The organism is Oscillatoria salina IIICB1 (assembly GCF_020144665.1).
Lineage (GTDB): Bacteria > Cyanobacteriota > Cyanobacteriia > Cyanobacteriales > SIO1D9 > IIICB1.
The window spans coordinates 22,257-46,038 of record NZ_JAAHBQ010000030.1 but is presented as its reverse complement, the minus strand read 5'-3'; the positions used below and the strand labels follow the sequence as shown (position 1 = coordinate 46,038).

Genomic DNA, 23,782 nt, shown 5'->3' with positions numbered 1-23,782 from the left:
TTTTTAGTTTGTCTTTGACTACAATCGAGACAATGATTAATGAGTATTGTTCAATTATTCAAACTATCACCGATGGGCAATTTTGGAACTCTTCAGCAAATTTTTTTGACTAACAAATCTGGGCAATGGTCATCGTGCTTTCGTCGTGCAATGACGAAAGCTGCGATAACTTCGTCAATTTCGGTTCTCCTCAGTTTGGGTTTGGGGACTGTGAGTGTGGCGGCGGATGCGGCAAGTGCGCCACCCGAACTCCGCGAGGCAATTAGTGAAATTGAAGCGGCGGCAAACGATCGCGATTTGGAAAGGATCGAGGAGTTTTACAGTTCGAGTTTCACTAATTCTGATGAGTTGAATCGTCAAGAGTTAATGGCAACTCTGAAAAAACTGTGGGAACAGTATCCGAGATTAAACTATCGCACGGAATTGGTGTCTTGGGAGCGGGAAGGTGAGGCAATTGTTGCAGAAACGATTACTTATGTGAATGGTTCGGTAATGCGAGATGGCAGAATGGTGAGGATAGAATCTATTTTGCGCTCGCGCCAGCGTTTTCAAAACGAGGAAATTGTTGCTCAGGAAATTTTGGCGGAAACAACGAAGGTTACTGCGGGCAATAATCCACCCCAGGTGACATTGAATTTACCAGAGCAAGTGCGTTTGGGCGAGCCTTTTAATTTTGATGCGATCGTTACTGAACCTTTGGCAGATGATTTATTGATGGGAACGGCGATCGAAGAACAAGTGAGTAGCGATCGCTATCTCGAACCTACGGAGTTGGAGTTAGATTTGCTTCCGGCTGGAGGTATTTTCAAGGTGGGCAGGATTACCGATAAACCTGGCGATCGCTGGGTTTCGGCGATTTTAATTCGCGGTGATGGGATGACAATTGTTTCTCAACGTTTGCACGTGGTGGGTAATACTGCGGCGAGGGATCTTCCGCAACGCTAATTTTTTTCGTAGGGGCTGCCGCCTATGGCTGCCCCGGCTCTGTTGGGTATTATCTCTCTCGATGGAGGTGATGGGTTAATTTCCTAACTAGAATTTAGTCACAACAGAGGATAGACATCGAAAAAGTTTTATTAACAATGAAATATCGAACCACAATTGCTTCGTCGCTGATTACATCAGGAATAGTCACACTTTTGCTCAAAATTCTGCCTGGTAATTCTCTTTGGTGGGGAATTGGCTTTCTCGCGATTGGAGGTATGGTACTTTTGCTGCGAAAAAGCGATCGCGTTCCCGTTCCCGAAAAATAAGTTTGATTTCGCGTTCCCACCTCGATAATCTAATTACCTAGCTCCAGCTTCGCTCATTTTTTGCTGGGCTAATAAGACTGTAGCAGCATCTTTGTTCAGTGGTTTGGAAAAAAAGTAACCTTGAGCGTATTTGCAATTGAGAAGTTGTAACTGTTGCAGTTGCTCGATTGATTCAACTCCTTCAGCAATGACATCGAGGTTAAGATTGTGGGCTAAACTAACGATCGTCCGCACGATTTCGCCATTATTGTGAATTCTGCTGACGAAGGAGCGGTCAATTTTTAAGATATCGATCGGAAAAGTGTGGAGATAACTTAAAGAGCAGTAACCCGTACCGAAATCATCGAGACAAAGTAAGATTTCTTGCTCTTTTAATTTTCGTAAAATGGCGATCGCGGAATTGGGATCTGCCATTAGTGCTGTTTCAGTAATTTCTAACTTTACATCTCGTCCGGTTACACCTGTTTCGGCGAGTATGTCGGCAACGATTTTGCTTAAGTCGCTGGTAAATTGTTGCACGGAAAGGTTGACACTCATTTGTAAAGACGCAGATTTGCTTTGGCTGTGATTACCACGAGCGCAAAATCGTTGATTCCACAAAGCAGTTTGTCTGCAAGCTTCCCGCAGTACCCATTCACCAATTAAACTAATTAAACCAGCTTCTTCTGCTACAGGAATAAATTGTCCTGGAGAAATCATACCTCGTTGAGGATGATGCCAGCGTAGCAAGGCTTCAAATCCGGTAATTTTACCAGTCGAGACACTGACAATCGGTTGATAATAAACCTCTAGCTCATTTCTTTCTAGCGCTCGTCGTAAATCTGTTTCTAACTCCAAGCGTTCGATCGCCTCAACGCGCATGGTAGCATCGAAGATGGCGTAACCTCCTTTACCTTGTCGTTTAGCTCGATACATGGCGGTATCAGCATCGCGCAGTAGTTCTTGGGGCTTTTGGTAGTTGGAATTACCCTCAACGATGCCAATACTAACTCCAGCATAGATTTCCTGACCCGCGATCGCAAACGGAGGCTGAAACGCGGCTTTTACTCGTCTTGCGATCGCGATCGCATCGTTAAGATCTTGGAGTCGAGCGACTAAAATAGTAAATTCATCGCCTCCCAGTCTGGCTAAGGTATCGCCACCTCGCAAGCATTGGCGCAATCGTTGCGCGATCGCCACCAGCAACCGATCGCCGACGATATGTCCTAAACTATCATTAACTAATTTAAAACCATCGACATCGAGAAAAAGCACTGCAAAGCGATAGTCTTGCTGCTGGTGTACACAGGCAATTGCTTGTTCTACTCGTTCGAGGAAAAAGCTACGACTCCACAATTGCGTCAAACCATCGTGAGAAGCATGGTAGCGCAGGTGTTCTTCTTTTTCTTTGCGATCGCTGATATTGATAATCGAGCCTTCATAATAGCTAATTTTGCCGCGATCGTTATAAACTGCACGAGCGTTCATCAGTACCCAAATCAGATTTCCATCTTGGCGATAAAACTGCGCTTCAAAGCTGGATACAATCCCTTCTTCTTTCATTAAACGTTGAAACTCAAGATAGCAATTTGGCTCCACATATAATTGCTCTTCAATATTAGTTAGCTTCGATTTAATTTCTGCTGGTGAAGCATAACCTAACATTTTTGCCAACGCAGTATTTATATTCAACCAGCCTCCTTTCGGAGTAATTTGGAAAATACCTTCAATTGAATTTTCAAACAAGCGACGGTACTTTTCTTCTGCTTGTTTGCGCTCGAATACTGAACCTAACTGCATCGCTACTGAAGAAACTACTTTCACTAAACGTTGGTCTTCGGTTTGAGCGGTAAACATAAAAAATACCAGTACCGCTAGCACTTTTTGGTGAGAAATAATTGGCACTCCCAAACCTGCTTTCAATCCGCATTCTCCGGCGATCTGAGCGCGAAGAAAAATTTTCTTCGACTCGTGAGAAACGTCTTCTATCCACTCTGGTTTCTGAGCAGAAAATACTCTTCCTGGCAAACCCACTTCCGGTGGAAACTCTAAATTTTCGCTTATGTGGCGAAATTGTTTCAGACTTAAATGAGGAGAATACCATACTGGACTGCATTCAAGCTGGGTTTTTTCATCGTTAGGAATCCAGGCTTCTCCTAATGCCCAACCAGCAGCATCGCAAAGCATAAATAGTGCTAATTCTAAAGCTGAATTAAAATCTTCTGCGTATAAAACTGCTTGAGTAATTCTTTGCAAAAGCCTAATTTCTTCTTCAACTCGTTTGCGTTCTGTTATATCGGTTCCCACACCAAAAAAGAATTCTTGTTCGTTAGTTTCAGAATTGAAAATTGCTCGTCCGTGCCATTCTACTAAAATTTTACTTCCCGATTTTTTTAATAAATGGTTTTCTTGGCAACTCGATTTTTTTTCTTGAATTACTTTTTTGAAATTTGTTTTCACCGATCTTTGTTCTTCTTGGGGAACAAAGGTAGATAAGTAATCTTTTCCTGTTACTTCGTCTAATCTATATTCTAGAGCATTGAGAATTGCTGGATTCATTAAAATAACTTTGCCTTTGGCATCGAGGGCAACAAAAAAAGCCGGATTTGCTTCAAATAAAGTTTTGGTAAAATCTCTTTCTTTCCGTAAAGCTGCTGTTACTTTGAGGCGTTCTTTAATTTCGTTTTGCATTCTGCCTGTTAGGGAACGGAGAATAAAGACAATACTCGTTATTCCAATAGTAATTAAAATTACAATCGAACAGCCCACGTTGAAAATTTGCTTGTAAACTGGAGCGTATAACTCGTTTTTTTCTTGAGCGACGATAATGTCCCAATTACTTTGATTTATCGGACTGTAGGCAATAAAATACTTGCCAATATCGCACCACAAAGTCCCTTCTTTGCCTTGACTTGCTTTTAATAGTGCTTGATGAACTGCTGTAGTTTGCCGCAATTCTTGGACGGTTATCTTTATTTTTCGCTCGGCAAAAGGAACGAACAAATCGGTATTATTTGCTTCTACTTTGCCAAAAATTATTTTTCTCGACTTACCTGACTCTGAATTTTCGAGGATCGTTTCTTGCCAATTTGAGAGTCGAAATAAAATTATATTTGTCCCTTGACGTTTTTCGTCAACTATTGAGGTACTAACTACTAAATAAAATTCTTCGCCAATTTGTAGCGGACCTGTAATTAAAGATTTCTCATCTTCCCCAGTAGGAAGTTGCCAAGATGATTGGGGAATTGGTATTCCTACCTGTACTACTAAGTTACCTTTAGCATCAAAACGGCTAATACCAACTACTGATTCATTTAGTGCATCTGCTAACTGAGCTTTATTTAAATATTCGTATTCGCTAAGAGTTATTTGGTTGTTATTATAAGCTGATAAACTTTTGCGCAGTTTGCTCCGTCTCGATATTTGAAAGCTTACATCTCTAGCACGATCGAACCACTGTTCGATTGCTAGAGAATAGTTTTTAGCGCTAACCAGTAATTTTCTTTCTTCTTCTTGCTTAAGATATTTGTATAAGGGTTTAAGGCTAACTAGGGCAATCGTTGTGCCTAGCGCTAATAAACCGAGAGCCGATCCAGCGATAATCGCTTTTTGTAGCCTTCGAGTTTTCTTAGTCATAACCCTAATCGTATCTAAAATTTTATCTTAGAACAAACTAGGAGTTTCGTTTGTTGTCTAGGACACAAAAAAACTGACAGTTATTTACCATAATTATTAATAATTTCAGCCCGGTCAAAATGTGGGATGTTGAGAACATAAATCTGCTATAATTAAATAATTTTTTCATTTCATTAGTTTATAATAGATTGCCCTTATTTATCCTAGGGGTAAGACCCCTCAATTACAGTCAAAACAAATCTAGCAGACTTGGCTCGCATAGCGATCGCGGGGATTAGGATTCTCTCAGGTAAGGCTCAATCTCGAAAATTATCTTTGGATTTTAGCAACTAACCGATCGCATTGCCTGGCTATGAGAAATTTAAACTAAAATTAATCTGTAGCGAATTTAGTCATGCAGGTATGGAAATGGAAAATACCAACTCAGTTAGTATTCAACCAATAACTCAACTTACAGCGATTAATGTGGCTAAAATCCTGACAATTTTGATTTTGATTACCTTAAGCATTATTTTTGGCGTACGAGATTGGCGTCAAGTAGTTTATTTGTGCTTGCACATCAGTTACTGTTTGTGGTGGTTAATCGAACAAGGGATTTATCCTCAGCGCCGAGAAATAATTTTTAATGAACCTGCGGATACTAAGGTATTTATTTCCATAGTGTTATTTGTCGGAGTTTTTTACAGTTTACCAGGTTATTTAGCTTTTACCAACCCGGAACCTTTGGGATTTATAGCGTGTAGCTTCGCTTTACCTTTATTCATTTTCGGGAGTTTAATTAACGCGATCGCGGACGTGCAAAAGCTAACTGCTAAGCAATATGGCGCTGATTTAATTGTCGATAATATTTGGCGTTTTGCTCGCCATATCAACTACTTCGGCGATTTATTACGTTATCTTAGTTTTAGCATTGTCGCAGGTTCTCTGTGGGCATATTTAGTTCCGGCAGTAATTTTGCTTCTCTACCTTCAACGCATCTCTCAAAAGGAAGATTCAATGGCAAAAAAATATCCTGATTACACCGATTATCAAGAAAAAACAGCGCGCTTAATTCCCTTCATTTGGTAAATAATTTTCTGGCTAACTAACTGGTAAAAAAAATGAAGAAAAAAGATTCGTGGTTAGCAGTTAATCTTTCGATGTTTTTTCCGGGACTGGGACAATTTTATGCTCGAAAAGACACAAAAGGAATCTTCTTTTTATTGAGTCAGTTAATCTTAGTTAGTTTTGCCTTGTGGTCATTTTTAGATGCTAGAGGAAACACACTAACAGGCATTGGCTTATTATTGGCGATCGCGACTCTTTACTTAGTCAATATTTTTGATGCTCATGCTTCAGTTTTCCAAGATAATTTTCGAGAGGAGAAAATACCGAGAAATAATAAAAATCCTTGGTTTGCAGTTTTCCTAACGCGAATTTTACCAGGTTTAGGTCAACTTTACAATCACCAATCGCTCGCTGCTATTTTATTTTTATCAGTAACGATATTTTTGGCGATCGCGGATGATGTTTTCTTGACTTTAGGGATGTTGACGCCGATAATCGGCGCAATAGCTACCTATCATGCTTATACTACTTTCCCCAAAGAGAAAAAAGTTGCAGGGCGCGCGATCGTGGCGATCTTCGCAGTATTAGTGCTGATAAGCGGAGTTGCTAGTAAATACTCTTTTGTTTGGCTAGAAACAAGAATCGAACGCTTTCAAATTCCTAGTTTATCTATGTATCCCACCCTGCAAGTGGGAGACAAAATTCTTGTCCACAAAGCTAAAAATTATTTACCACAAACAGGAGATTTAATCGTTTTTAAAGAACCACCAAAAGCTGCTGAATTAGACACCCAATCAGGAAACGAAAAACAAGAATATTATATTAAGCGAATTATTGCTACGCCAGGGCAAAAAATTAACATTAATAATGGTCAAGTTTATATTAACGATCGCGCCTTACAAGAAGATTATCTCACTGAAGATATCTTTTATCAATGGGGACCCCAAACAGTACCAGACGGGACTTATTTTGTTCTCGGCGATAATCGCAATCATAGTTTTGATTCTCATGTTTGGGGTTTTCTCCCAGCTAAATCTATTATTGGTAAAGCTTACAAAATATATTGGCCTCCACAACGAATTATGCCCTTGAATTAGCAGAAATTTGGTAAGTAGTAATCTAGTAATAATTAGGGAGAATTTTCTTGCAGCCAAGTGAGTAAATCTTCATTCGTATTAAAATCCCACATTGCTTCTCCAAGACGTTCCAAATCTTGTAAATTCAAAGCTTCAATTAACTCTCTTGTCGAGGAACTTACTTCGCCAAAACGACGCTCAATTTGACGTAAGATTAAGTTTCTTTCGCCTTCAACTCTACCTTCAACTCTACCTTCTTCTCTTCCTACTTCTCTGGCTTCTCTTTGAGCGAAAGTAATTGCACCTCGTTTATCTTCCCAATATAGTTCTTGTTTGTGTAACTTCTCCAATTCTTCAACGCTTAAACTAGCTTTATTAGCGATATTTAGTGCCTTTTCTATTTGGGGGACTTCACTCATTTTCGGAGGAATTACTTCCAAGCTAGGAGCCTCTTTAATAAAGTAAATCCACTTATCCACTACATCTTCCAAATCTTCAAGTTTTTTGTTGAATTTAGGAAGTTCAACAAAAACCATTTTTAACTCATTTTCTTGATAGGAAAAGTGTTCTTCTTCTTCTTGGAAGAAAAAACGGTTAATTATTTTTTCTGTTGAGGAAAACAACTTAAAATCGGTAATAGTTAGAGCAATTACTGGATTGAGATAAAAATATCCTTGTCCTGACTTAAGCTGATTAGCATAGGTTTTACATAAGTTATAAACTACTCGTTTCTGGAAAGCTTCTACATTCCAAACTTGCATTTCAATAATCACAGTAGTTCGATCTTGTAATACTGCCTTAACATCGAGATAACTGTCTTTTAAATCGACGACATCACCAGCGTTATAGGGATCGATAATTTCTAAATCTTGGATTATCGAATCGCCTGAGTAAATCATCGCATTAAGAAAAGAAATTAAAATATCTTTGCTTTGATCGGAACCAAAGATTTTTTTGAAAGCAAAGTCAGTTTTTGGGCTAATAAATCTCATGTTTCCAGCCACCTTTTTCTAAGTTGTGATTAATCTTTTTAGTTGAATTATAACTGATTTTATTTGCTCTTTTCAAGAGGTGAGAAAAGCAAAAAATCTCAACTTTTCGTCCGGAATTGAAATGATTACTCGTTTAACCCACCCGATCGCTATTTTCAAGTTCTGTTGAATGGCTCAAGATGTTATGATTAAAATTTTGGCACAGTAAGCTCGCAGCTTAGGTAAGGAAGAATGTTACAACTAGCTACAGATAGACGATCGCGTGGCGATCGCTCTGGTTTCAAAGTTTATCAGTTGCAATAAAACTCACAACTGAAAAGCTGACATTCCTCTAACCTCAACTAATCTCAATTTAAATTATGAACGATCCGGCAAATTCTCACGATGTTATTTTAGACAAGCAGCCCCAGCAAGAAAAACTTAATTTTATTACGAAATTAGCTTTTGGTGCTGGAGATATGGGTGCAGCTATTACTGCTAACGTCTTAGTATTTTTTCTCTTACCTTTTTTTACCAATGTAGCGGGTTTACCTGCGGGTTTAGCGGGTAGCATTCTCACAATTGGCAAGATTTCTGATGCAATTAACGATCCAATAATTGGGGTAATGAGCGATCGCACTCGTTCTCGTTGGGGTCGTCGTCTTCCTTGGATGCTGTTTGGGGCAATTCCTTTTGGTATACTCTTTTTCTTGCAGTGGGTTGTCCCTCGCTTTAGCAATAACGATGCAGTTAACGATTGGTGGCTGTTTGGTTATTATGTTTTGATTGCTATTCTTTTCAATCTCGCTTATACCGCAGTTAATTTACCTTACACCGCCCTAACTCCAGAATTAACTCAAGATTACAACGAACGCACCAGTTTGAATAGTTTTCGCTTTGCTTTTTCGATCGGTGCTTCGATTTTATCTTTGGTTTTGGCAGGTTTAGTTTTTGCCGCTTTTCCTAACGATGGTAAACAGCAATATTTAGTATTGGGTGTGATTACGAGCATACTGGGAATAATTCCGATTTTTTGGTGCGTTTCTATTTTGCAAGAACGAGGTGCAAAAGCGATTTTAAACCAGCAACAAAAAAAGATCCTTGGTTTTGTGCTGTTGGCGATCGCTGCTTGTGCCGATCTTTACGGAATTACCAGCGTGATTACCGCCGAAGTAGCTTTGAATGGTATTGTCGCTATTCTTCTCGGTTTGCTAACTGGAGTTTTTGGCTTGACGCTGTTATTTTATCGCCCCGAAGCTTATTTGAGAGATGATACTTCTTTAACTGAGCGAACTGAACCCACAGAATCTTTATCTTTTCAAGAACAACTGCGGATTGTTTTTAGTAACAAAGCTTTTTTATGCGTGATTGGCATTTACCTGAGTTCCTGGTTGGCTGTCCAGTTAACAGCTTCGATTTTGATTTATTTTGTGGTGATTTGGATGGGGCTGTCTGAAGCACAATCGACGATAGTTGCTTTAGCTGTACAAGGAACTGCTTTAGTCATGCTTTTTGTCTGGAAACAAGTGAGCGAAAAAGTTGGCAAAAAAGCAGTTTATTTTCTGGGAACTGGGCTGTGGATTATCGCTCAGGCGGGTTTATTTTTGCTGCAACCAGGTCAAACAGGTTTAATGTACTTTTTGGCTATTCTGGCAGGTTTTGGCGTTTCTGTGGCTTATTTAATTCCTTGGTCGATGGTTCCTGATGTGATCGAACTTGATGAGTTAAGAACTGGTCAGCGTCGCGAAGGTATTTTCTATGGTTTTATGGTCTTGCTGCAAAAATTAGGTTTGGCGATCGCCTTGTTTGTCGTCGGTGTAGCTTTAGAATGGGCTGGTTTCGTCGAGTCTGTTTCTGGACAACCGCTTCCTACTCAACCAGAAAGCGCTTTACTCGCTATTCGTCTCGCGATCGGTCCTCTTCCTACTTTAGCTTTAATTGCTGGCTTGGTTTTCACTTATTTGTATCCCATCACTCGTGAATTTCATACCCAAATTCGCTTGCAACTCCAACAACGCTCTGCCCAAAGACCACATTAGATTAAGCTACAAAACTCCTCGAGACTTTTGTCTCAAAATTTTCTCTACCATAATTCCCTCTACCACTTGACAAAATTTTACATATTGTTACATAATGGTTTACAGAACGTAACAAAACCGGAGAAACCTAGATGTACAGCACCACTGACGAACAAGGACTAATCAACAACTTCGCCAAAGAAACCAAACCTTATTACGCGAAAGATCCTTCCCAGCAACAGCAGCGTCGCTATGCTATCCAAGGTGTCTTTGCTGCTTTATTAGTTAGCACCTTAATTTTCGTTAGCTTCGCTGTTAGCTAAAAATCGATTGTTAATAATTCCCTAACTCATCAGCAAAGCCTCAGCAGTCAACTGAGGTTATTTGCATTTTATCGTCACAGGATTGCGCGCAAACATGGCAAAAGCAACATTTGGTGCAGGCTGTTTTTGGGGTGTAGAAGCAGCATTTAGTCAAGTTAAAGGAGTAATTTCAACTTCTGTCGGTTATATGGGCGGAGATTTTCCTAACCCCAGTTACTTAGATGTTTTATCGAGAATTACAGGTCACGCAGAAGTAACTCAAATCGAGTACAATCCAGAAATTATTAGCTACGAAGAATTATTAGAAATATTTTGGTCAATACACGACCCCACACAGCTTAATCGTCAAGGTTCAGATCGAGGCGAACAATACAGATCGGTTATTTTTTATCACAATGACGAGCAAGAAAAAGTAGCGAGATTATCAAAACGTCAACTGCAAAATTCCGGCAAATTTGACCAAGAAATTGTTACGCAAATACAGCCCGCGAAAGACTATTATTTAGCCGATGAAAGCCATCAGCAGTATTTTGAGAAAAAACAGCAATCTGCTCGTAAATAGCCGTTTAGCCCTGAATTAACCTAAGCTGAGAAGCGAAAATTTTCCTGCTGCACCAAACGAAAAAGTAGGGGCAACCCCCCGTGGTTGCCCCCCTAACTTTGTAGGAAAGGGGAGTAATTAATAATTTAAGATATTAATAACTATAAAAATTCTCCCCTCTGCTTCCAGCAGAGGGTTAGGGTAAGCTTGGTTGCCCCTATTTTTTTTCTCTTTTAGTTCAAATTAAGATAAAATGTGCTGGAATGGGTTAGATGTTGCTAGCCCAGATTACAACTAACGAATTAATGCCAGCAGCTAAAGATGAGAAAAATATTTGGGCAAATTAATTTCACTATAATTAGTTTACTAATCTTGTTATCGGCTGGCATTTTTTCCCTGAAAAGTTTATCTTCTTCCCAAACTAAAAATCTCGCCCCTGTAGAAACAGAAATGCAATTTCGCCAGCTTGATTTACCTGATAGTTTAATTTATGTCCTGTTAATTCCTGTCGAAAGTCAATATCAAGTCACGCCAGTAGTTTCCTCAAAAGGAGACACAGTAAGAAATTTAGCAAATCAAGAAAACGCGATCGCGGCGATTAACGGCGGATTTTTTGACCCCCATAATCAAAAAACCACCTCTTATATTATTAAAAATGGAGAGATTGTTGCCAATCCGCAAAACAACGAAAGATTAATCAATAATCCTAATTTAACTACTTATTTAGAACGCATTTTCAACCGCAGCGAATGGCGACGCTATCAATGCGGTGAAACCAGACATTATACAATTGCTTTACGTCAAGAAATCATCCCCCCAGAATGTCAATTAATTGATGCTTTGGGTGCAGGTCCGAGTTTACTACCAAAGCTAAATTTAGAGCAAGAAGCATTTGTAGATTATACTAACAAAAGAGATGCTTTAGGAAGCGATCGACGCAACGCCCGCAGCGCGATCGGAATTACTAAAAAAGGCGATTTACTCTTAGTAATGGCTGCACAGAAACCAAATCTTAGCCACGCTTCGGGAGTTTCTTTACCAGAATTAGCAAATTTAATGCAATCCTTGGGTGCAGAAAAAGCGATGAATTTGGATGGAGGCAGTTCGGCAACAATTTATTACCAAGGTAATAGTTATTATGGGAAAATATCTGCGGCAGGAGAGCCAGTCGAGCGAGCGGTGAAATCAATCTTAATTGTGCGTTAGAATGGAAACGGAACTGATTGAGTATTTCTAGCATGACTAGCAAATCAGAATTTAACTTTGCTCGCATCGAAGAATGCAATCCGGGTTTAAAATCTCATCTCAAACTTTATATGCTGGAGCGTTTCGGCGCAAGCGTGAAACTAACGAGCGATTATCCAGGAGAAAAATTAAAAGTTCAGCTTTGGACAAATACTTTAACTAAGTTTAATAGTGAAGGAAAGTGGCACGCCATTGATTTAGAAAATCAAACTCAAGTAGGGGAAAAAACGTTTATTTTTCAAGGTTCTTTTCTGCCGACAAGTGTCGGGGAATATGAATTTACTTATCGCATTGGTTTAGATGAAGAGCGAGATATTTGGCAATGGGTGGGACAATTTCAAGAAAATGGTTGTCTGAAGTTAGCAGCGCCAAAACCAGGGATGAATTGGACGACAGGAGCGAGTTATATTGAATTTTCACCAGGGGTATATGTAGGTAACTTTATTGCTGCTTCTCAAGCTGAAGAATTAGGTTTTGATGCGGTGCTGAATTTAGCTGAAGAACTAACTTTAACTTTTCCAGTTAATGGGAAAATCTTTTATCAGAAAATGGGGTTTCGGGATGGAGCGCATAATCCCATTGCTGACGAAGGATTGTTAGCAGCAGTAAACTGGATCGAGTCACAAATTGAGCAAGGAAAGAAAGTATTAGTTAACTGTCGAGCCGGAATTGGCAGAAGTGGCTCGGTAAGTATTGCTTATTATTTTTGGAAAAATAGTCATCTGAGCTATCAAGAAACGCTAGAATATATTTGGAGTAAAAAAGCAGATATTTATCCTCATAATAACCTGCAAGTAAGTTTAGAACGTCTGTTTCCACGACAGCAGAAAATATGAACGATCGCGACAATTCAGATTTTTGGGAATCTCGCTATCAAGAAGGTACAACTCGCTGGGATTTGGGGGGAGCAACCCCACCACTGGCAAGTTTTCTTGCTAGTCCCGACGCGCCGAAACCAGGTAAGACAGCCGTTTTGGGTTGTGGGCGAGGCTATGACACAATTTTATTCGCTCGTCATGGGTTTGCGGCGATCGGCTTTGATTTTGCTCCCAGTGCGATCGCCGCAGCAACTTCTTTAGCTAAACAGCAACAAGTACCAGCCCAGTTTCTTTTGGGCGACATTTTCGCCTTACCTAAAGAATTTCCGAGCTATTTCAATTACGTTGTCGAACATACCTGTTTTTGTGCCATTTACCCCGAAAAACGCCTTGAATATCTAGAAGTAGTCAGTTCGATCCTCAAACCTGAAGGAGAATTGATCGGCATATTTTTCACTCATAATCGTCCCGGCGGACCTCCCTTTGGTTCCACTGTTCAAGAAATTAAAGAGTTATTTGCAACTAAGTTTGAAATTCTCACCCTCAAACCTGTAACTAATTCAGTTCCCTCTCGTCAAGGAGAGGAACATTTCGGTCATTTTCGAGTGAAATAGCTTTTATTTCAGGAAACCAAAGTTGAGAAAACATCTCCAATGGGCGTAGTGCAAGTTCGCACAGCATAGCGACACCGCCGATAATGCTATTATAGTGTCATGCTTGCCCGATCTAAACCTCGTGTTGTCATTGATACTAATGTTGTCTTTGAGGGTTTGACCAAACAAAGAAGTGCCGCAGGGTTAATTGTGGACGCTTGGCTTGTCGGCTACTTAGAGGTATAGGTGTCCGATGCAATAGCATACGAATACGCAGATGTCTTATCTCGTAAGCTTTCAAGGGAGCGATGGGAGAAACTTCAACCTGTTTTGGGAACTCTTCTTGCCCTTGCTAATTTCACAACCATTTATTATTCTTGGCGACCTTCTTCTCCCATTACATATCTTCGAGACTTTCAAAAGGCAAAGGAAACATTGAACTTGCAAGTTATGACTCCACAAGAATTAGTTATTCTTTTAGCAGGATAGGAGGAAATAATGAGCCGTCTTACCTTAAGATTACCCGAAACACTTCATCAAGAATTAGCGAGTCTTGCCCAACAAGAGGGGATTTCTCTTAATCAGTACATTGTTTATGCTCTGACTCGTCAAGTTACTCTAACATCTTCATTACGTCAAGTATCTAAAGATAAAGTTGAGAAACAAAGATCGTCTTTTGAGAGTTTATTGCAAAGTTTAGGTAATGTTTCTGTGGCAGAAGCTAAAGAGATTTTAAAATCAAGGGAAATGGTTGAGCCAGAAGAAGAGTTAAGTCCGAAAGTGATTGAACGTTTCCAGCAGCGAATAAGTGAAGAGTAAATTATAAAAAATCGAATGAACAAACCAAATTTAGAACATTTATCTAGTCAACTCGAAAGCGAGAACTCGCGCGATCGCATGGTCGCCCTTGCGGGGTTGCGAAATGTACCCGCCGAAGAAGCAGTACCTTTAATTAAGAAAGTTTTAGACGACGATAACCTGCAAGTGCGATCGATGGCAGTATTTGCCTTGGGAGTGAAACCCACAGAGGAATGCTACCCGATTCTAGTGAAGTTATTAGAGACAGATCCCGATTACGGAATTCGCGCCGATGCCGCAGGTGCTTTAGGTTATTTAGAAGACGAAAGAGCCTTTGAAGCCTTAGTCAGAGCATTTTACGAAGATACCGAATGGCTAGTGCGTTTTAGTGCAGCCGTATCCTTGGGAAATTTAAAAGATCCGAGGGCGAAACAAGTCTTGCTGCAAGCATTGAATAGTGGCGAAACCGTCTTAGAACAAGCCGCGATCGCCGCTTTAGGAGAAATTAAAGCAGAAGATACTGTTGAGGAAATCTTACGCTTCGTTGACTCAGACGACTGGCTGATCAGACAAAGAGTAGCAGAAGCCCTCGGCAACCTCAACACCGATAAAAGCCTTTCCGCGCTGAAATTCTTGCAAAAAGACAGCCATACCCAAGTTAGTCAAGCCGCTACTATCTCCCTCCAGCGTTTAGCCAAAGCAGCTAGAGAAACTTAAACACCTGAGTGGGATGGGATGGGGTGGGATGCGATGCGATCGCCTAAAATCAAATACGAGAACTTTAGCTGATAGTCAGGAATTCCCATCCCTGACTATTTGATTTCAAGTAAACATCAGCAGAGCAACTTAGATAATGGACATCAAAAAATTTTTTGACTTAAGTGCAGGTAAATGGCTTTCTCAGCGAAGCAACTATGAATTAAATCCCGCCGAAACCCAGCATAATAAATCAGAAATTGGGATTGAAATTCTCGCTCCTAGTAATGCACAACTAGGGCAAATTTGTCAAGCAAATAATTGTCAACTAACTCCTACATCTGTAGGTGCAAAAATCAGTTGGGACAATTCAGGAGAATGGGGTCAAGCCAAACAAAAAGGTGCTACTTTTATTGTTCTCATTCCCGACGAAAAAAATCCGCAAACAGGGAAATTATTACGTCAAGGAAGTAACAATTCCCCAACGCTCCAAACAGGTCGTTATCTGATTAATAGTGACGAATCTTTAACCTTAATTGTCGAAGATAGCAACATTTACGCCGAAGAAAGACAATGGTTTGCCAGCGAAAACTTGCGGATGCGGATGAGCTTAGTTAAAGATAACACAGGCTTCAATCAAGCTGCTTTTTATTCAGAAATAAGACGCGTCACCTCTCAATAATAAACGTTCGTAGTGAGCGCTAAAGCGCTCATTTTCTTATAATTAAAATCGTCGATAAAAAAGCTTATGCAAACCCTCATCGGTTAGTCTAGAGCCTCAGAATAATAAAGACCGATTTTTTCTAATTCTCCTCAACAAAAAGATGATAATTTAAGCTTTGTGTAATAATTGAGGAATTAGCTATTAATCCCACCGACGAACAAGCACAAGCCTGCGTCAGAGTTTGCCAGATGTTGTCTAATGGTTATCGAGACATTCAACTATTCAGATTTGACGAGCAAACAAGAGTGATATTTATTTTTGCAGGTGAAGAACTACAAATTACTGTTTATCCTAATGGACTTTGGAGGTTTTTAGATGCAACCGAAATTTGAAAAAATGACTAACAAAGAACTTATCCAATATGCACTTACACATCGAGAAGATTTAGAACCTTTGCGAGTTTTATACAGTCGTCGCACTCCCGACTCAGAAGCAACTTTTTATCCGCCACCTTGCACTCCTGAAGGCGAACCAATTCCGGAAAATATCCAAATTATGGAAACAGCAATTCGCGAACGTATTGCGGCGATAGAAAAGAAAAAAGAATCAGAAAAAGAGGAGGAAAATGAATGTTCGTAGTTAGCGCTTTAGCGCTTCTTTCTTTCGCTCTAGGGCTGAGGAAAAAGTTAGAGAAAATTCATCTATTTGTCCGCCTTATAATTGGGGAGAAAATTGCCTGATTTGTTGACTATTGGCTTTGATTAAGAGAGCGCTTCAGCGCTCACTACTAACTTTTATTGCGGCGATAGAAAAGAAAAAAGAATCAGAAAAAGAGGAGGAAAATTAATGTTCGTAGTTAGCGCTTTAGCGCTTCTTTCTTTCGCTTTAGGGCTGAGGAAAAAGTTAGAGAAAATTCATCTATTTGTCCGCCTTATAATTGGGGAGAAAATTGCCTGATTTATTGACTATTGGCTTTGATTAAGAGAGCGCTTCAGCACTCACTACTAACTTTTATTGCGGCGATAGAAAAGAAAAAAGAATCAGAAAAAGAGGAGGAAAATTAATGTTCGTAGTTAGCGCTTTAGCGCTTCTTTCTTTCGCTTTAGGGCTGAGGAAAAAGTTAGAGAAAATTCATCTATTTGTCCGCCTTATAATTGGGGACAAAATTGCCTAATTTTGTTGACTATTGGCTTTGATTAAGAGAGCGCTTCAGCGCTCACTACTAACTTTTATTGCGGCGATAGAAAAGAAAAAACAACAACCGAAAGAGGAGGAAAATGAATGTTCGTACTTAGGGCTTTAACGCTTCTTTATTTCGCTTTAGGAGAGCGCTTTAGCGCTCACTACTAACTATAAATTATTAGATAATTTACTACTAACTATCTATCGTGATTTCTGCGTCGTTCATTACCTTGCGCGACAGCTTTTAGTTTGAGCAAAAATTCCGAAGCTTCGTCAGAGGGAGTAAATTGATGAATGGGACTTTGTACCACTTCTACCCTTGTCCAACTAGGTTGGGAAGAAGGCTTGTTCGTATCAACTTCAATTTCTGGTTGGCTTTCAGTTTCTGGAGTGGGTTCGCGAGAACGAAATTGTCTTTCTGACTCTAATGTGTTCGCAGAAGTAGGGAAGGAATAATCTGGTAAATTGGTTTTTTGTAAAATAGTTTCAATTTCAGTATTCTTGGTTTGAGTTGCAGATGGTTCGGGTTCGGTAAAATACCATTCCTCTTCGGCAATATTTTCTGGCAAATCTTCTGGGGGAGCGAGTAAATCGCGGGGAATTTTGCGACAAATTAAACGTTCAAATTCGTGGTTGAAATGATAGGTAGGTTGTTCTCGCCGTTCCCAAAAATTGAGGATTTGCTCAACCGAAATTGCTTTGTAGCGTCCTTGATATAAAGCTTCGATGATTGCTAAACGTATCCAAGTGGCTGAATAATTTTCTAACCATTGAAAAACTAATTCTTCAGCAGTGTAGCCTTTCATTTCAAAACAGTAATGGCTGAGTAAAGCCACAGCTTGAGCAATTTTTGATTGGTTGAGCGGATCGGTCATGAAAGTTAGATAAAGTTGTAGTTGGGTGGGATAATTACTCTCCAATCTTTACAATATAAGGCGAGTCGAGGTTGCTGACTCGTCCTCGATAAACCATTGCTTGATAGACAAAAGCAGCAGCGTCAGCGCGTGTGGCTGAGTGTAAAGGTTTTAGCTTGTTGGGTTGGGGGTGAGATACGATAATATTTGCTTGGGTAGCAGCAGCGACGGCGGAACGAGCATAAGTGGGAATTTCGGCTCGATCTTCGTAAATATTGAGTAGGTTTTCATCGGTGGTGGGGAAAGCTAAACCGCTTGCGAGGGAGACAATGAGGTGAATGCGTCGCAGATGTTGTTCGGGGTGGAAAGTGCGATCGGGAAAGCCGGAGAAAAAGCCTGCTTGATAGGCTTGTTGAATCGCGTCTTTTGCCCAAAAATCCACGGGAATGTCGAGAAATTGGGTTGCGGGGCGAATTGGCGAGGGGTTAAAGACTTTGACGACTAAGGCGGCAAATTGAGCGCGAGTGATGGGTGTATCTGGTTTAAATGTGCCATCAGCGAAGCCACTGATTAAATCCATGCTAGCAAGAGAAGTGACAAAACTTGCTGCCCAATGTTGTTGGAGATCGACGAAGGAGGGTAGTTCGAGGGTGGGGGAGACGATGTAGGGAGAGGCGATCGCGTCTGCTTGACTGGTGGCTACTAATGCTTGGTAAATTAAAGTGATAATTTCGCCTCTGGTAATGTCTCGTAAAGGTTCGAGGATGTCTGGTTGGGGATAGTTTACTACTAGACGTTTTTCTGTGGCAGTGGCGATCGCTACGGTCGCATAACTGGGAATTTGGGCGCGATCTTGATAAAACAAGAGTAGGTTGGGATTGCTGCCACTGAGTCCTAAACCGTTGACTAAGGAGACGATCGCTTGGACTCTGGTTAGTTTACTTTGGGGGCGAAATGTGCCATCGGGAAATCCGGCGATAAAGCCCATTTCTGCTGCTTTTTGGATGCCTCTGGCTGCCCAAAAGTTTTCCGGAACGTCTTTGAATGTACCAAAGTCTGCGCCTACTTGTCGGGGTAAATTAAAGGCATTGGCGATTAAAACGGCATATTCTGCCCTAGTTAAGTTAGCTTCGGGGCGAAAACTACCATCAGGAAAACCAGAGACGAAATTGCGATCGACTAATTGATTAATAAATGGTTCTGCCCAATGACCGGAAGTATCGTTAAATAAACTTGGTCCAACTGTACGACTTTCGACAATTGCCGCCGGAAATTCAATTTTTCCGCTAACTTTGGCAGGGTTGAGTTGATTACCGACGGAAATAACTCTCAAAGTCGTTTCGTTGCGTAGATCGAGATTATTATTATCTCGGAGAATGTTACCTGCGGGATCTTGAGCGTTACCCAATTCGGGACGAGATTCGCCTGTAATTACTAAGCCACCGTTACTATTATTGGCGATTAAATTACGGCGCAGGACGGGACTAGCTTGGCGCGAAAGATAAATTCCAGCTTTATTATTCATTAGTTGATTGTCGGAAAGCAAGGGGGCTGCTTGGTCGCTGACAGCAATACCATAACCTGTATTTTGACAGACATTGCGCCGCACTTCTCCTTTAGCATTGCGGACTAAAAATAAGCCACTAGAAGCATTTTGAGCAAAAAGACATTCAGAAATAATGGGTTTGGCGTTACCCGTGACAAACATTCCTTCGCGACGACAGTTAATTAAGGTACAGTTAGTAATTGTTGGTGCAGTAGATTCAATCCAAATTCCAGTACCTTTTGCTACTGGGTTAGTAACGGTTACACCTTTGAGTTGGGCATTATTTTCGAGGAGGAGGGTAACATTTTGGATTTTGAAAGTAAGACTATCGTATTCGCCGCTACCAATAATGAGAATATTTTTGCCTTTGCTGGCTTCGTCTCCGATAACTGTTACTCCCTCTGGGATGACAAGCGGAAATTTTTCACCGTTAGCTGTGTCGTAGTTTCCGGCTGCTAAGCGAATGGTATCTTGATTTTGAGCGCGATCGCACGCACGCGCGATCGTTTTTAAGGGATCGCTAATACTACCTGTAGCATTATCTTTGCCTGTTTTTGGGTTGACGTATAAGGTCGATTGAACCATAATTTGATCTTTGTCCTTTGTGATTGGGAATTGGTGATTGGGGATTGGTGATTGGGGATTGGGAGACAAGGAGGAGGGGGAAGACAAGGGAGACAAGGAGGAATTAGGGGATAAACTGTTCACTGATAACTGATAACTGGTAACTGTTCACTGATAACTGTTCACTGGTAAATGCGCCCTACGTGCTAACTAACAACTATCTATGATTGAAGTTGAACACTTAAGTAAAATATACGGCTCAACGCCTGCCATTCAAGATGTTACCTTTTCGGTGGAGAAAGGAGAAATTTTGGGTTTCCTCGGACCGAATGGGGCGGGAAAAACGACGACAATGCGAATTTTGACGGGATATTTACCTGCGACTACGGGGACTGCGCGGGTTGCTGGGTATGATGTTCACGAAAGTTCGCTTGAGGTGCGACGCAGGATTGGTTATTTACCAGAAATCCCGCCTTTGTACTTAGATATGACGGTGGAGGGGTTTTTGGACTTTGTCGCGCGAATTAAGGGGGTAGCGCCGGGATCTCGCGCGGAAAGGGTAAAATCGGCGATCGCGCGTTGTAATCTGGAGGAGAAGTCGCCAGTTCTGATTCGCAAACTGTCGAAGGGTTATCGTCAAAGAGTGGGTATTGCTCAGGCGATCGTTCACGACCCACCTGCTATTATTTTGGATGAGCCTACGGTGGGACTCGATCCTCGGCAAATTATTGAGGTACGCAATTTAATTAAAAGTCTGGCTGGAGAACATACGATTATCCTCTCTACTCATATTTTGCCCGAAGTGAGCATGACTTGCGATCGCGTGACGATTATTAATAAGGGTAAGGTGGTAGCGACGAATACTCCGGAAAATTTACTCGCGCAACTCACGGGAAATTCTGGCTATCAAGTTGAGGTTATTGGGGACACAACTGAAGTACAATCAACGCTGAGGAATATTCCTGGTGTTTCTCACTTGGATGTTTCTCCTCTTACGGAAACTTCCGAATCTCGCTCGCTGATTAGTATTATCTCTGAAGTTGGTACTGAACCAGGTCGAGAAATCGCGGCGGCGATCGTTAATTCTGGTTTGGGACTTTGCGAAATGATTCGTACTCGTCCTACTCTAGAAGATGTCTTTTTAGAATTAACAACTCAAGAATCTGTCGCTGACACTCCTACCCCAGCAATACCAGAATCTCCAAGAGAAGTTCCTCCTGAAGATGAGTCAGACAAAGAAAGCTAAAACGCGCGCGATCGCCAATTGATTACTTAATTTATTTTTGCGAAAAATTTTGGGTTTCTCTTGACAAATAATCAACTCAATGATAGTTAAAATTCCAAGCATTTATGCGTGTAATTATTGCGAATATTATCGCCATTTTCCGTAAAGAATTACAAGGCTACTTTGCCTCACCTTTAGCCTATATTGTCGCAGTTATCTTCTGGCTAATAGCAGGCTTCTTTTTCGTTCCTTCATTACTCGGACCAGAAGGAATTATCCAATCAGTAGCCCAAAGAGATCAACTAGGAATTCCCGGACCGCCAATTGATGTTGCTTACGAATTTCTCCGCTTTTTCCTCGGTGTTTTAGGTTCCTTAGTGTTATTTTTGCTCCCAATTCTGTCAATGGGACTTTATGCAGAAGAACGCAAGCGAGGAACCTTAGAATTATTAGCAACATCGCCGCTTACAAATTGGTCAGTAGCAGTAGGAAAACTCCTGGGGGTAGTAACTTTTTTCACATTTATGCTCCTACCTTTAATCTTTTATCAAGCGATCGCCTTTAGTGCAGCAGATCCACCCATAAAATTAGCAGTTCCCCTAGTAGCACATTTCGGATTAATCTTACTCGCAGCCGCAATTTTATCTTTAGGAATGTTTATTTCTTCCCTAACAGATAGCACAATTTTATCAGCAATTATGACTTTTGCTCTTTGTCTGTTTTTGTGGTTGATTGAACTGGTAGCTAATGTAGTTAGTGGCGGAGTAGGAGCAGTTTTAAATCACATTTCTTTGCTGCAACATTACAATAATTTGGTACAAGGAATTATCGATACCAGTAGTATAGTAATGTTGGCAAGTTATATCATTTTAGGAGTTTGTTTGACAGCAATCTCTATCGAAGCATTACGTTTCCAGCGTTAATGATAATTAAGAATTAAACAGATTAATAACCAGGTTTTCGCTCAAGCAAGAAGCTAAAATTTTTCTGAAAACAACGCGGATAACTTACAGGTAAAATTCAAAATGATTGTTGGTGAAATAAAAAACCGCAAATAATTCTTAATTCAATATCTCAAGAATACTTGGATGAGCAATGAGCAAAAAAAGTAAGTATTGGCGATATTTAATTTGGCTAGGTCCATGTTTATTAGTAGCTGGGCTGATAGCAGGCTTAGTTACCGGGGAATGGACGGTACTACCAATAATTTTCCTAGTAATTGGGCTAGGAATTATTATTTTTGGGTTAATTACTTTTGGCGGTGCAAAGAATTTTTTTGCTCGTCGTTCGACCCAAGCAGGTACAAATGCTATCGTTGCTAGTGTAGCATTGGTAGTAATTTTAGGACTGATAAATTTTCTCGCCGTTCGCTATACGGGACGAATAGATTTAACGGAAAATCAACTTTTTACTCTCTCCCCACAGTCACAAGAAATTGTCAAAAATTTAGAACAGCCGTTGAAAGTATGGGCGTTTGTACCAACTCCAAATCCAGCAGATCAAGAACTATTAGCCAGATATAGTCGCTATGGGGAAAACTTTGAATATGAATTTGTCGATCCGCAAATAGAAGTAGGAATAGCCCAAAGATTTGATGTTAATTTAATTGGGGAAATTTATCTCGAATATGGAGATAAAAAACAGCTAGTCCAAAGTTTAAGTCCCGGAGAACCGATCTCAGAGATTGAATTAACCAACGCGATCGCCAAAGTACAGCGTGATGTTCTCCCCAAAATCTATTTTATTCAAGGACATGGAGAACCCCTTTTAGAAGCCGAACAAGGGGGATTTTCTCAAGCTGTAGCTAGCTTAGAAAAAAGCGGCTACGAAGTCGAACCCCTAAACCTCGCTTCCCTTGCAGCAGTACCCGAAGACGCGGGAGTAGTAGCGATCGCTGGGGCTAAACGTCCTTTAATTCCCGGTGAAGTTAGCGCAATCCAAACTTATCTCGACAATGGTGGTAGCGCATTTTTACTCATCGATCCTAATACTAATCCTGGTTTAGATTCCTTACTCCAAGAATGGGGAATTGTCCTCGATAATCGCATAGTTATTGATGCTTCTGGTACTGGTAGCGTTCTCGGTTTTGGTCCAGTTACACCTCTAGTTAGAGATTACGGTAATCATCCAATTGTCGCAGATTTTGCTAACGGAATCTCTATCTATCCTCTCGCGAGACGAATCGATACTAATCAAGTAGTAGGAATTACCGCTACTCCTTTGATTGTTACTAGCGAGCAAAGTTGGGCAGAAAGCGATGTAGAATCAGAAGAATTAGAGTTCAATCCCGCTAGTGATGTTCCGGGACCTTTAAACCTCGGTTTTGCTTTTTCTCGTCCAGTTTCTTCAACTCCCACTCAAACAACACCACCTCCAGAAACTGAAGCTGAAACACCACCTGCTACTGATGAAGAAATAACTGAAACTGAAGCCGAAGATTTAGAAACTGAGGAAACAGCTAACGAAGCTGAAAATAATCCCGAAGCAAGATTAGTTGCGATCGGTAATTCGACTTTTGCTACTGATGGTTGGTTGGACGAACAACTCAATCAAGATTTGTTTCTTAATTCAGTTGATTGGTTAAGCAAACAAGACGAAAAATCTCTTTCTATTCGTCCTAAACAACCCGAAAATAGGCGCATTAATTTGACTCCAGAAAAAGCAGAAATTATCTTTTGGAGTGCTTTGGTAGTTGTTCCTTTACTCGGTTTAATTACTGCGGGAATTATGTGGTGGAGACGACGATAACAGTT

24 protein-coding genes are annotated in these 23,782 nt (G+C 40.6%); 20 read left to right on the top strand and 4 right to left on the bottom strand.

Annotated features, from left to right (window positions below):
- Positions 1–39: 39 nt before the first annotated feature.
- Together G3T18_RS10835 and G3T18_RS10830 are read left to right on the top strand one after the other, a co-directional pair.
- Positions 40–945 carry a nuclear transport factor 2 family protein gene (locus G3T18_RS10835; protein WP_224410572.1) on the top strand — a complete coding sequence of 302 codons (906 nt, stop codon included), beginning with the start codon at positions 40–42 and terminating at the stop codon, positions 943–945.
- A 137-nt stretch (positions 946–1,082) separates the two neighbouring features.
- Positions 1,083–1,253: a hypothetical protein gene (locus G3T18_RS10830; protein WP_224410571.1), complete on the top strand. Its 171-nt coding sequence runs from the start codon at positions 1,083–1,085 to the stop codon at positions 1,251–1,253.
- A gap of 33 nt (positions 1,254–1,286) precedes the next feature.
- Here the strand turns inward: G3T18_RS10830 and G3T18_RS10825 are convergent, their stop codons facing one another.
- Entirely contained in the window at positions 1,287–4,868 is a 3,582-nt protein-coding gene (locus tag G3T18_RS10825) for an EAL domain-containing protein (protein ID WP_224410570.1), read from the bottom strand.
- Between the two features lie 342 nt (positions 4,869–5,210).
- Between G3T18_RS10825 and G3T18_RS10820 the strand changes: the two genes are divergently transcribed.
- Together G3T18_RS10820 and lepB are read left to right on the top strand one after the other, a co-directional pair.
- A complete protein-coding gene (locus G3T18_RS10820) occupies positions 5,211–5,936 on the top strand; it encodes a DUF1295 domain-containing protein (RefSeq protein ID WP_224410569.1) in 726 nt (241 codons plus the stop codon).
- Positions 5,937–5,968: 32 nt separating this feature from the next.
- A complete protein-coding gene (gene lepB, locus G3T18_RS10815) occupies positions 5,969–7,012 on the top strand; it encodes a signal peptidase I (protein ID WP_224410568.1) in 1,044 nt (347 codons plus the stop codon).
- A gap of 32 nt (positions 7,013–7,044) precedes the next feature.
- Here the strand turns inward: lepB and G3T18_RS10810 are convergent, their stop codons facing one another.
- Positions 7,045–7,983, bottom strand: coding sequence for an Rpn family recombination-promoting nuclease/putative transposase (locus G3T18_RS10810; RefSeq protein WP_224410567.1), 939 nt, complete (start codon positions 7,981–7,983; stop codon positions 7,045–7,047).
- 359 nt (positions 7,984–8,342) lie between these two features.
- Between G3T18_RS10810 and G3T18_RS10805 the strand changes: the two genes are divergently transcribed.
- The 13 genes from G3T18_RS10805 (at position 8,343) to G3T18_RS10755 (ending at position 16,297) form a co-directional block, all read left to right on the top strand.
- Positions 8,343–10,001, top strand: a complete 1,659-nt coding sequence (locus G3T18_RS10805) for an MFS transporter (protein ID WP_224410566.1) — start codon at positions 8,343–8,345, stop codon at positions 9,999–10,001.
- A gap of 131 nt (positions 10,002–10,132) precedes the next feature.
- On the top strand, positions 10,133–10,303 hold the full coding sequence (psb34, locus tag G3T18_RS10800; RefSeq protein WP_224410565.1) for a photosystem II assembly protein Psb34: 171 nt from the start codon (positions 10,133–10,135) through the stop codon (positions 10,301–10,303).
- A gap of 94 nt (positions 10,304–10,397) precedes the next feature.
- Positions 10,398–10,865: a peptide-methionine (S)-S-oxide reductase MsrA gene (msrA, locus tag G3T18_RS10795; RefSeq protein ID WP_224410564.1), complete on the top strand. Its 468-nt coding sequence runs from the start codon at positions 10,398–10,400 to the stop codon at positions 10,863–10,865.
- Positions 10,866–11,165: 300 nt separating this feature from the next.
- A complete protein-coding gene (locus G3T18_RS10790) occupies positions 11,166–12,050 on the top strand; it encodes a phosphodiester glycosidase family protein (protein WP_224410563.1) in 885 nt (294 codons plus the stop codon).
- A 32-nt stretch (positions 12,051–12,082) separates the two neighbouring features.
- Entirely contained in the window at positions 12,083–12,925 is an 843-nt protein-coding gene (locus G3T18_RS10785; RefSeq protein ID WP_224410562.1) for a dual specificity protein phosphatase family protein, read from the top strand.
- Complete coding sequence (locus G3T18_RS10780; protein WP_224410561.1) at positions 12,922–13,521, top strand: methyltransferase domain-containing protein; 600 nt, start codon at positions 12,922–12,924, stop codon at positions 13,519–13,521. The genes G3T18_RS10785 and G3T18_RS10780 overlap by 4 nt, the downstream gene beginning before the upstream one ends.
- Before the next feature lie 99 nt (positions 13,522–13,620).
- Positions 13,621–13,746 carry a PIN domain-containing protein gene (locus tag G3T18_RS25525; protein ID WP_263480348.1) on the top strand — a complete coding sequence of 42 codons (126 nt, stop codon included), beginning with the start codon at positions 13,621–13,623 and terminating at the stop codon, positions 13,744–13,746.
- Positions 13,747–13,989: a hypothetical protein gene (locus G3T18_RS10775; RefSeq protein ID WP_224410560.1), complete on the top strand. Its 243-nt coding sequence runs from the start codon at positions 13,747–13,749 to the stop codon at positions 13,987–13,989.
- Between the two features lie 9 nt (positions 13,990–13,998).
- Positions 13,999–14,319, top strand: coding sequence for a toxin-antitoxin system HicB family antitoxin (locus G3T18_RS10770; RefSeq protein WP_224410559.1), 321 nt, complete (start codon positions 13,999–14,001; stop codon positions 14,317–14,319).
- Between the two features lie 15 nt (positions 14,320–14,334).
- Positions 14,335–15,015, top strand: a complete 681-nt coding sequence (locus G3T18_RS10765; RefSeq protein ID WP_224410558.1) for a HEAT repeat domain-containing protein — start codon at positions 14,335–14,337, stop codon at positions 15,013–15,015.
- Positions 15,016–15,151: 136 nt separating this feature from the next.
- Positions 15,152–15,676, top strand: coding sequence for a phycobiliprotein lyase (locus G3T18_RS10760; RefSeq protein WP_224410557.1), 525 nt, complete (start codon positions 15,152–15,154; stop codon positions 15,674–15,676).
- Between the two features lie 164 nt (positions 15,677–15,840).
- Positions 15,841–16,050 (top strand): DUF6888 family protein, encoded by a 210-nt coding sequence (locus G3T18_RS25885; protein ID WP_397333935.1) that lies wholly within the window; start codon positions 15,841–15,843, stop codon positions 16,048–16,050.
- A complete protein-coding gene (locus tag G3T18_RS10755) occupies positions 16,034–16,297 on the top strand; it encodes a DUF6887 family protein (protein WP_224410556.1) in 264 nt (87 codons plus the stop codon). Before G3T18_RS25885 ends, G3T18_RS10755 begins: the two co-directional genes overlap by 17 nt.
- Positions 16,298–17,037: 740 nt before the next feature.
- On the opposite strand, the gene G3T18_RS10750 is transcribed toward G3T18_RS10755, so the two are convergent.
- Positions 17,038–17,715 (bottom strand): hypothetical protein, encoded by a 678-nt coding sequence (locus G3T18_RS10750; protein ID WP_224410555.1) that lies wholly within the window; start codon positions 17,713–17,715, stop codon positions 17,038–17,040.
- Positions 17,716–17,749: 34 nt separating this feature from the next.
- Positions 17,750–19,825: an S-layer homology domain-containing protein gene (locus tag G3T18_RS10745; protein WP_224410554.1), complete on the bottom strand. Its 2,076-nt coding sequence runs from the start codon at positions 19,823–19,825 to the stop codon at positions 17,750–17,752.
- Positions 19,826–20,027: 202 nt separating this feature from the next.
- On the opposite strand from G3T18_RS10745, the gene G3T18_RS10740 reads away from it, so the two are divergent.
- The 3 genes from G3T18_RS10740 to G3T18_RS10730 all read left to right on the top strand — a co-directional run bounded on the left by G3T18_RS10740 (position 20,028) and on the right by G3T18_RS10730 (position 23,777).
- Positions 20,028–21,050 (top strand): ABC transporter ATP-binding protein, encoded by a 1,023-nt coding sequence (locus G3T18_RS10740; protein ID WP_224410553.1) that lies wholly within the window; start codon positions 20,028–20,030, stop codon positions 21,048–21,050.
- Between the two features lie 104 nt (positions 21,051–21,154).
- A complete protein-coding gene (locus tag G3T18_RS10735; RefSeq protein WP_224410552.1) occupies positions 21,155–21,952 on the top strand; it encodes an ABC transporter permease in 798 nt (265 codons plus the stop codon).
- 172 nt (positions 21,953–22,124) lie between these two features.
- Positions 22,125–23,777, top strand: coding sequence for a GldG family protein (locus G3T18_RS10730; RefSeq protein ID WP_224410551.1), 1,653 nt, complete (start codon positions 22,125–22,127; stop codon positions 23,775–23,777).
- Positions 23,778–23,782 lie beyond the last annotated feature (5 nt).

What these genes read in the sequence shown, in the direction of transcription:
- G3T18_RS10730 (WP_224410551.1), top strand. Translation starts at nt 22,125, where the DNA reads ATGAGCAAAAAAAGTAAGTATTGGCGATATTTAATTTGGCTAGGTCCA.
- G3T18_RS10760 (WP_224410557.1), top strand. Translation starts at nt 15,152, where the DNA reads ATGGACATCAAAAAATTTTTTGACTTAAGTGCAGGTAAATGGCTTTCT.
- G3T18_RS10755 (WP_224410556.1), top strand. Translation starts at nt 16,034, where the DNA reads ATGCAACCGAAATTTGAAAAAATGACTAACAAAGAACTTATCCAATAT.
- G3T18_RS10735 (WP_224410552.1), top strand. Translation starts at nt 21,155, where the DNA reads ATGCGTGTAATTATTGCGAATATTATCGCCATTTTCCGTAAAGAATTA.
- psb34 (WP_224410565.1), top strand. Translation starts at nt 10,133, where the DNA reads ATGTACAGCACCACTGACGAACAAGGACTAATCAACAACTTCGCCAAA.
- lepB (WP_224410568.1), top strand. Translation starts at nt 5,969, where the DNA reads ATGAAGAAAAAAGATTCGTGGTTAGCAGTTAATCTTTCGATGTTTTTT.
- msrA (WP_224410564.1), top strand. Translation starts at nt 10,398, where the DNA reads ATGGCAAAAGCAACATTTGGTGCAGGCTGTTTTTGGGGTGTAGAAGCA.
- G3T18_RS10835 (WP_224410572.1), top strand. Translation starts at nt 40, where the DNA reads ATGAGTATTGTTCAATTATTCAAACTATCACCGATGGGCAATTTTGGA.
- G3T18_RS10765 (WP_224410558.1), top strand. Translation starts at nt 14,335, where the DNA reads ATGAACAAACCAAATTTAGAACATTTATCTAGTCAACTCGAAAGCGAG.
- G3T18_RS10785 (WP_224410562.1), top strand. Translation starts at nt 12,083, where the DNA reads ATGACTAGCAAATCAGAATTTAACTTTGCTCGCATCGAAGAATGCAAT.
- G3T18_RS10770 (WP_224410559.1), top strand. Translation starts at nt 13,999, where the DNA reads ATGAGCCGTCTTACCTTAAGATTACCCGAAACACTTCATCAAGAATTA.
- G3T18_RS10790 (WP_224410563.1), top strand. Translation starts at nt 11,166, where the DNA reads ATGAGAAAAATATTTGGGCAAATTAATTTCACTATAATTAGTTTACTA.
- G3T18_RS10810 (WP_224410567.1), bottom strand. Translation starts at nt 7,983, where the DNA reads ATGAGATTTATTAGCCCAAAAACTGACTTTGCTTTCAAAAAAATCTTT.
- G3T18_RS10780 (WP_224410561.1), top strand. Translation starts at nt 12,922, where the DNA reads ATGAACGATCGCGACAATTCAGATTTTTGGGAATCTCGCTATCAAGAA.
- G3T18_RS10830 (WP_224410571.1), top strand. Translation starts at nt 1,083, where the DNA reads ATGAAATATCGAACCACAATTGCTTCGTCGCTGATTACATCAGGAATA.
- G3T18_RS10750 (WP_224410555.1), bottom strand. Translation starts at nt 17,715, where the DNA reads ATGACCGATCCGCTCAACCAATCAAAAATTGCTCAAGCTGTGGCTTTA.
- G3T18_RS10745 (WP_224410554.1), bottom strand. Translation starts at nt 19,825, where the DNA reads ATGGTTCAATCGACCTTATACGTCAACCCAAAAACAGGCAAAGATAAT.
- G3T18_RS10740 (WP_224410553.1), top strand. Translation starts at nt 20,028, where the DNA reads ATGATTGAAGTTGAACACTTAAGTAAAATATACGGCTCAACGCCTGCC.
- G3T18_RS10805 (WP_224410566.1), top strand. Translation starts at nt 8,343, where the DNA reads ATGAACGATCCGGCAAATTCTCACGATGTTATTTTAGACAAGCAGCCC.
- G3T18_RS25525 (WP_263480348.1), top strand. Translation starts at nt 13,621, where the DNA reads ATGCTTGCCCGATCTAAACCTCGTGTTGTCATTGATACTAATGTTGTC.
- G3T18_RS10825 (WP_224410570.1), bottom strand. Translation starts at nt 4,868, where the DNA reads ATGACTAAGAAAACTCGAAGGCTACAAAAAGCGATTATCGCTGGATCG.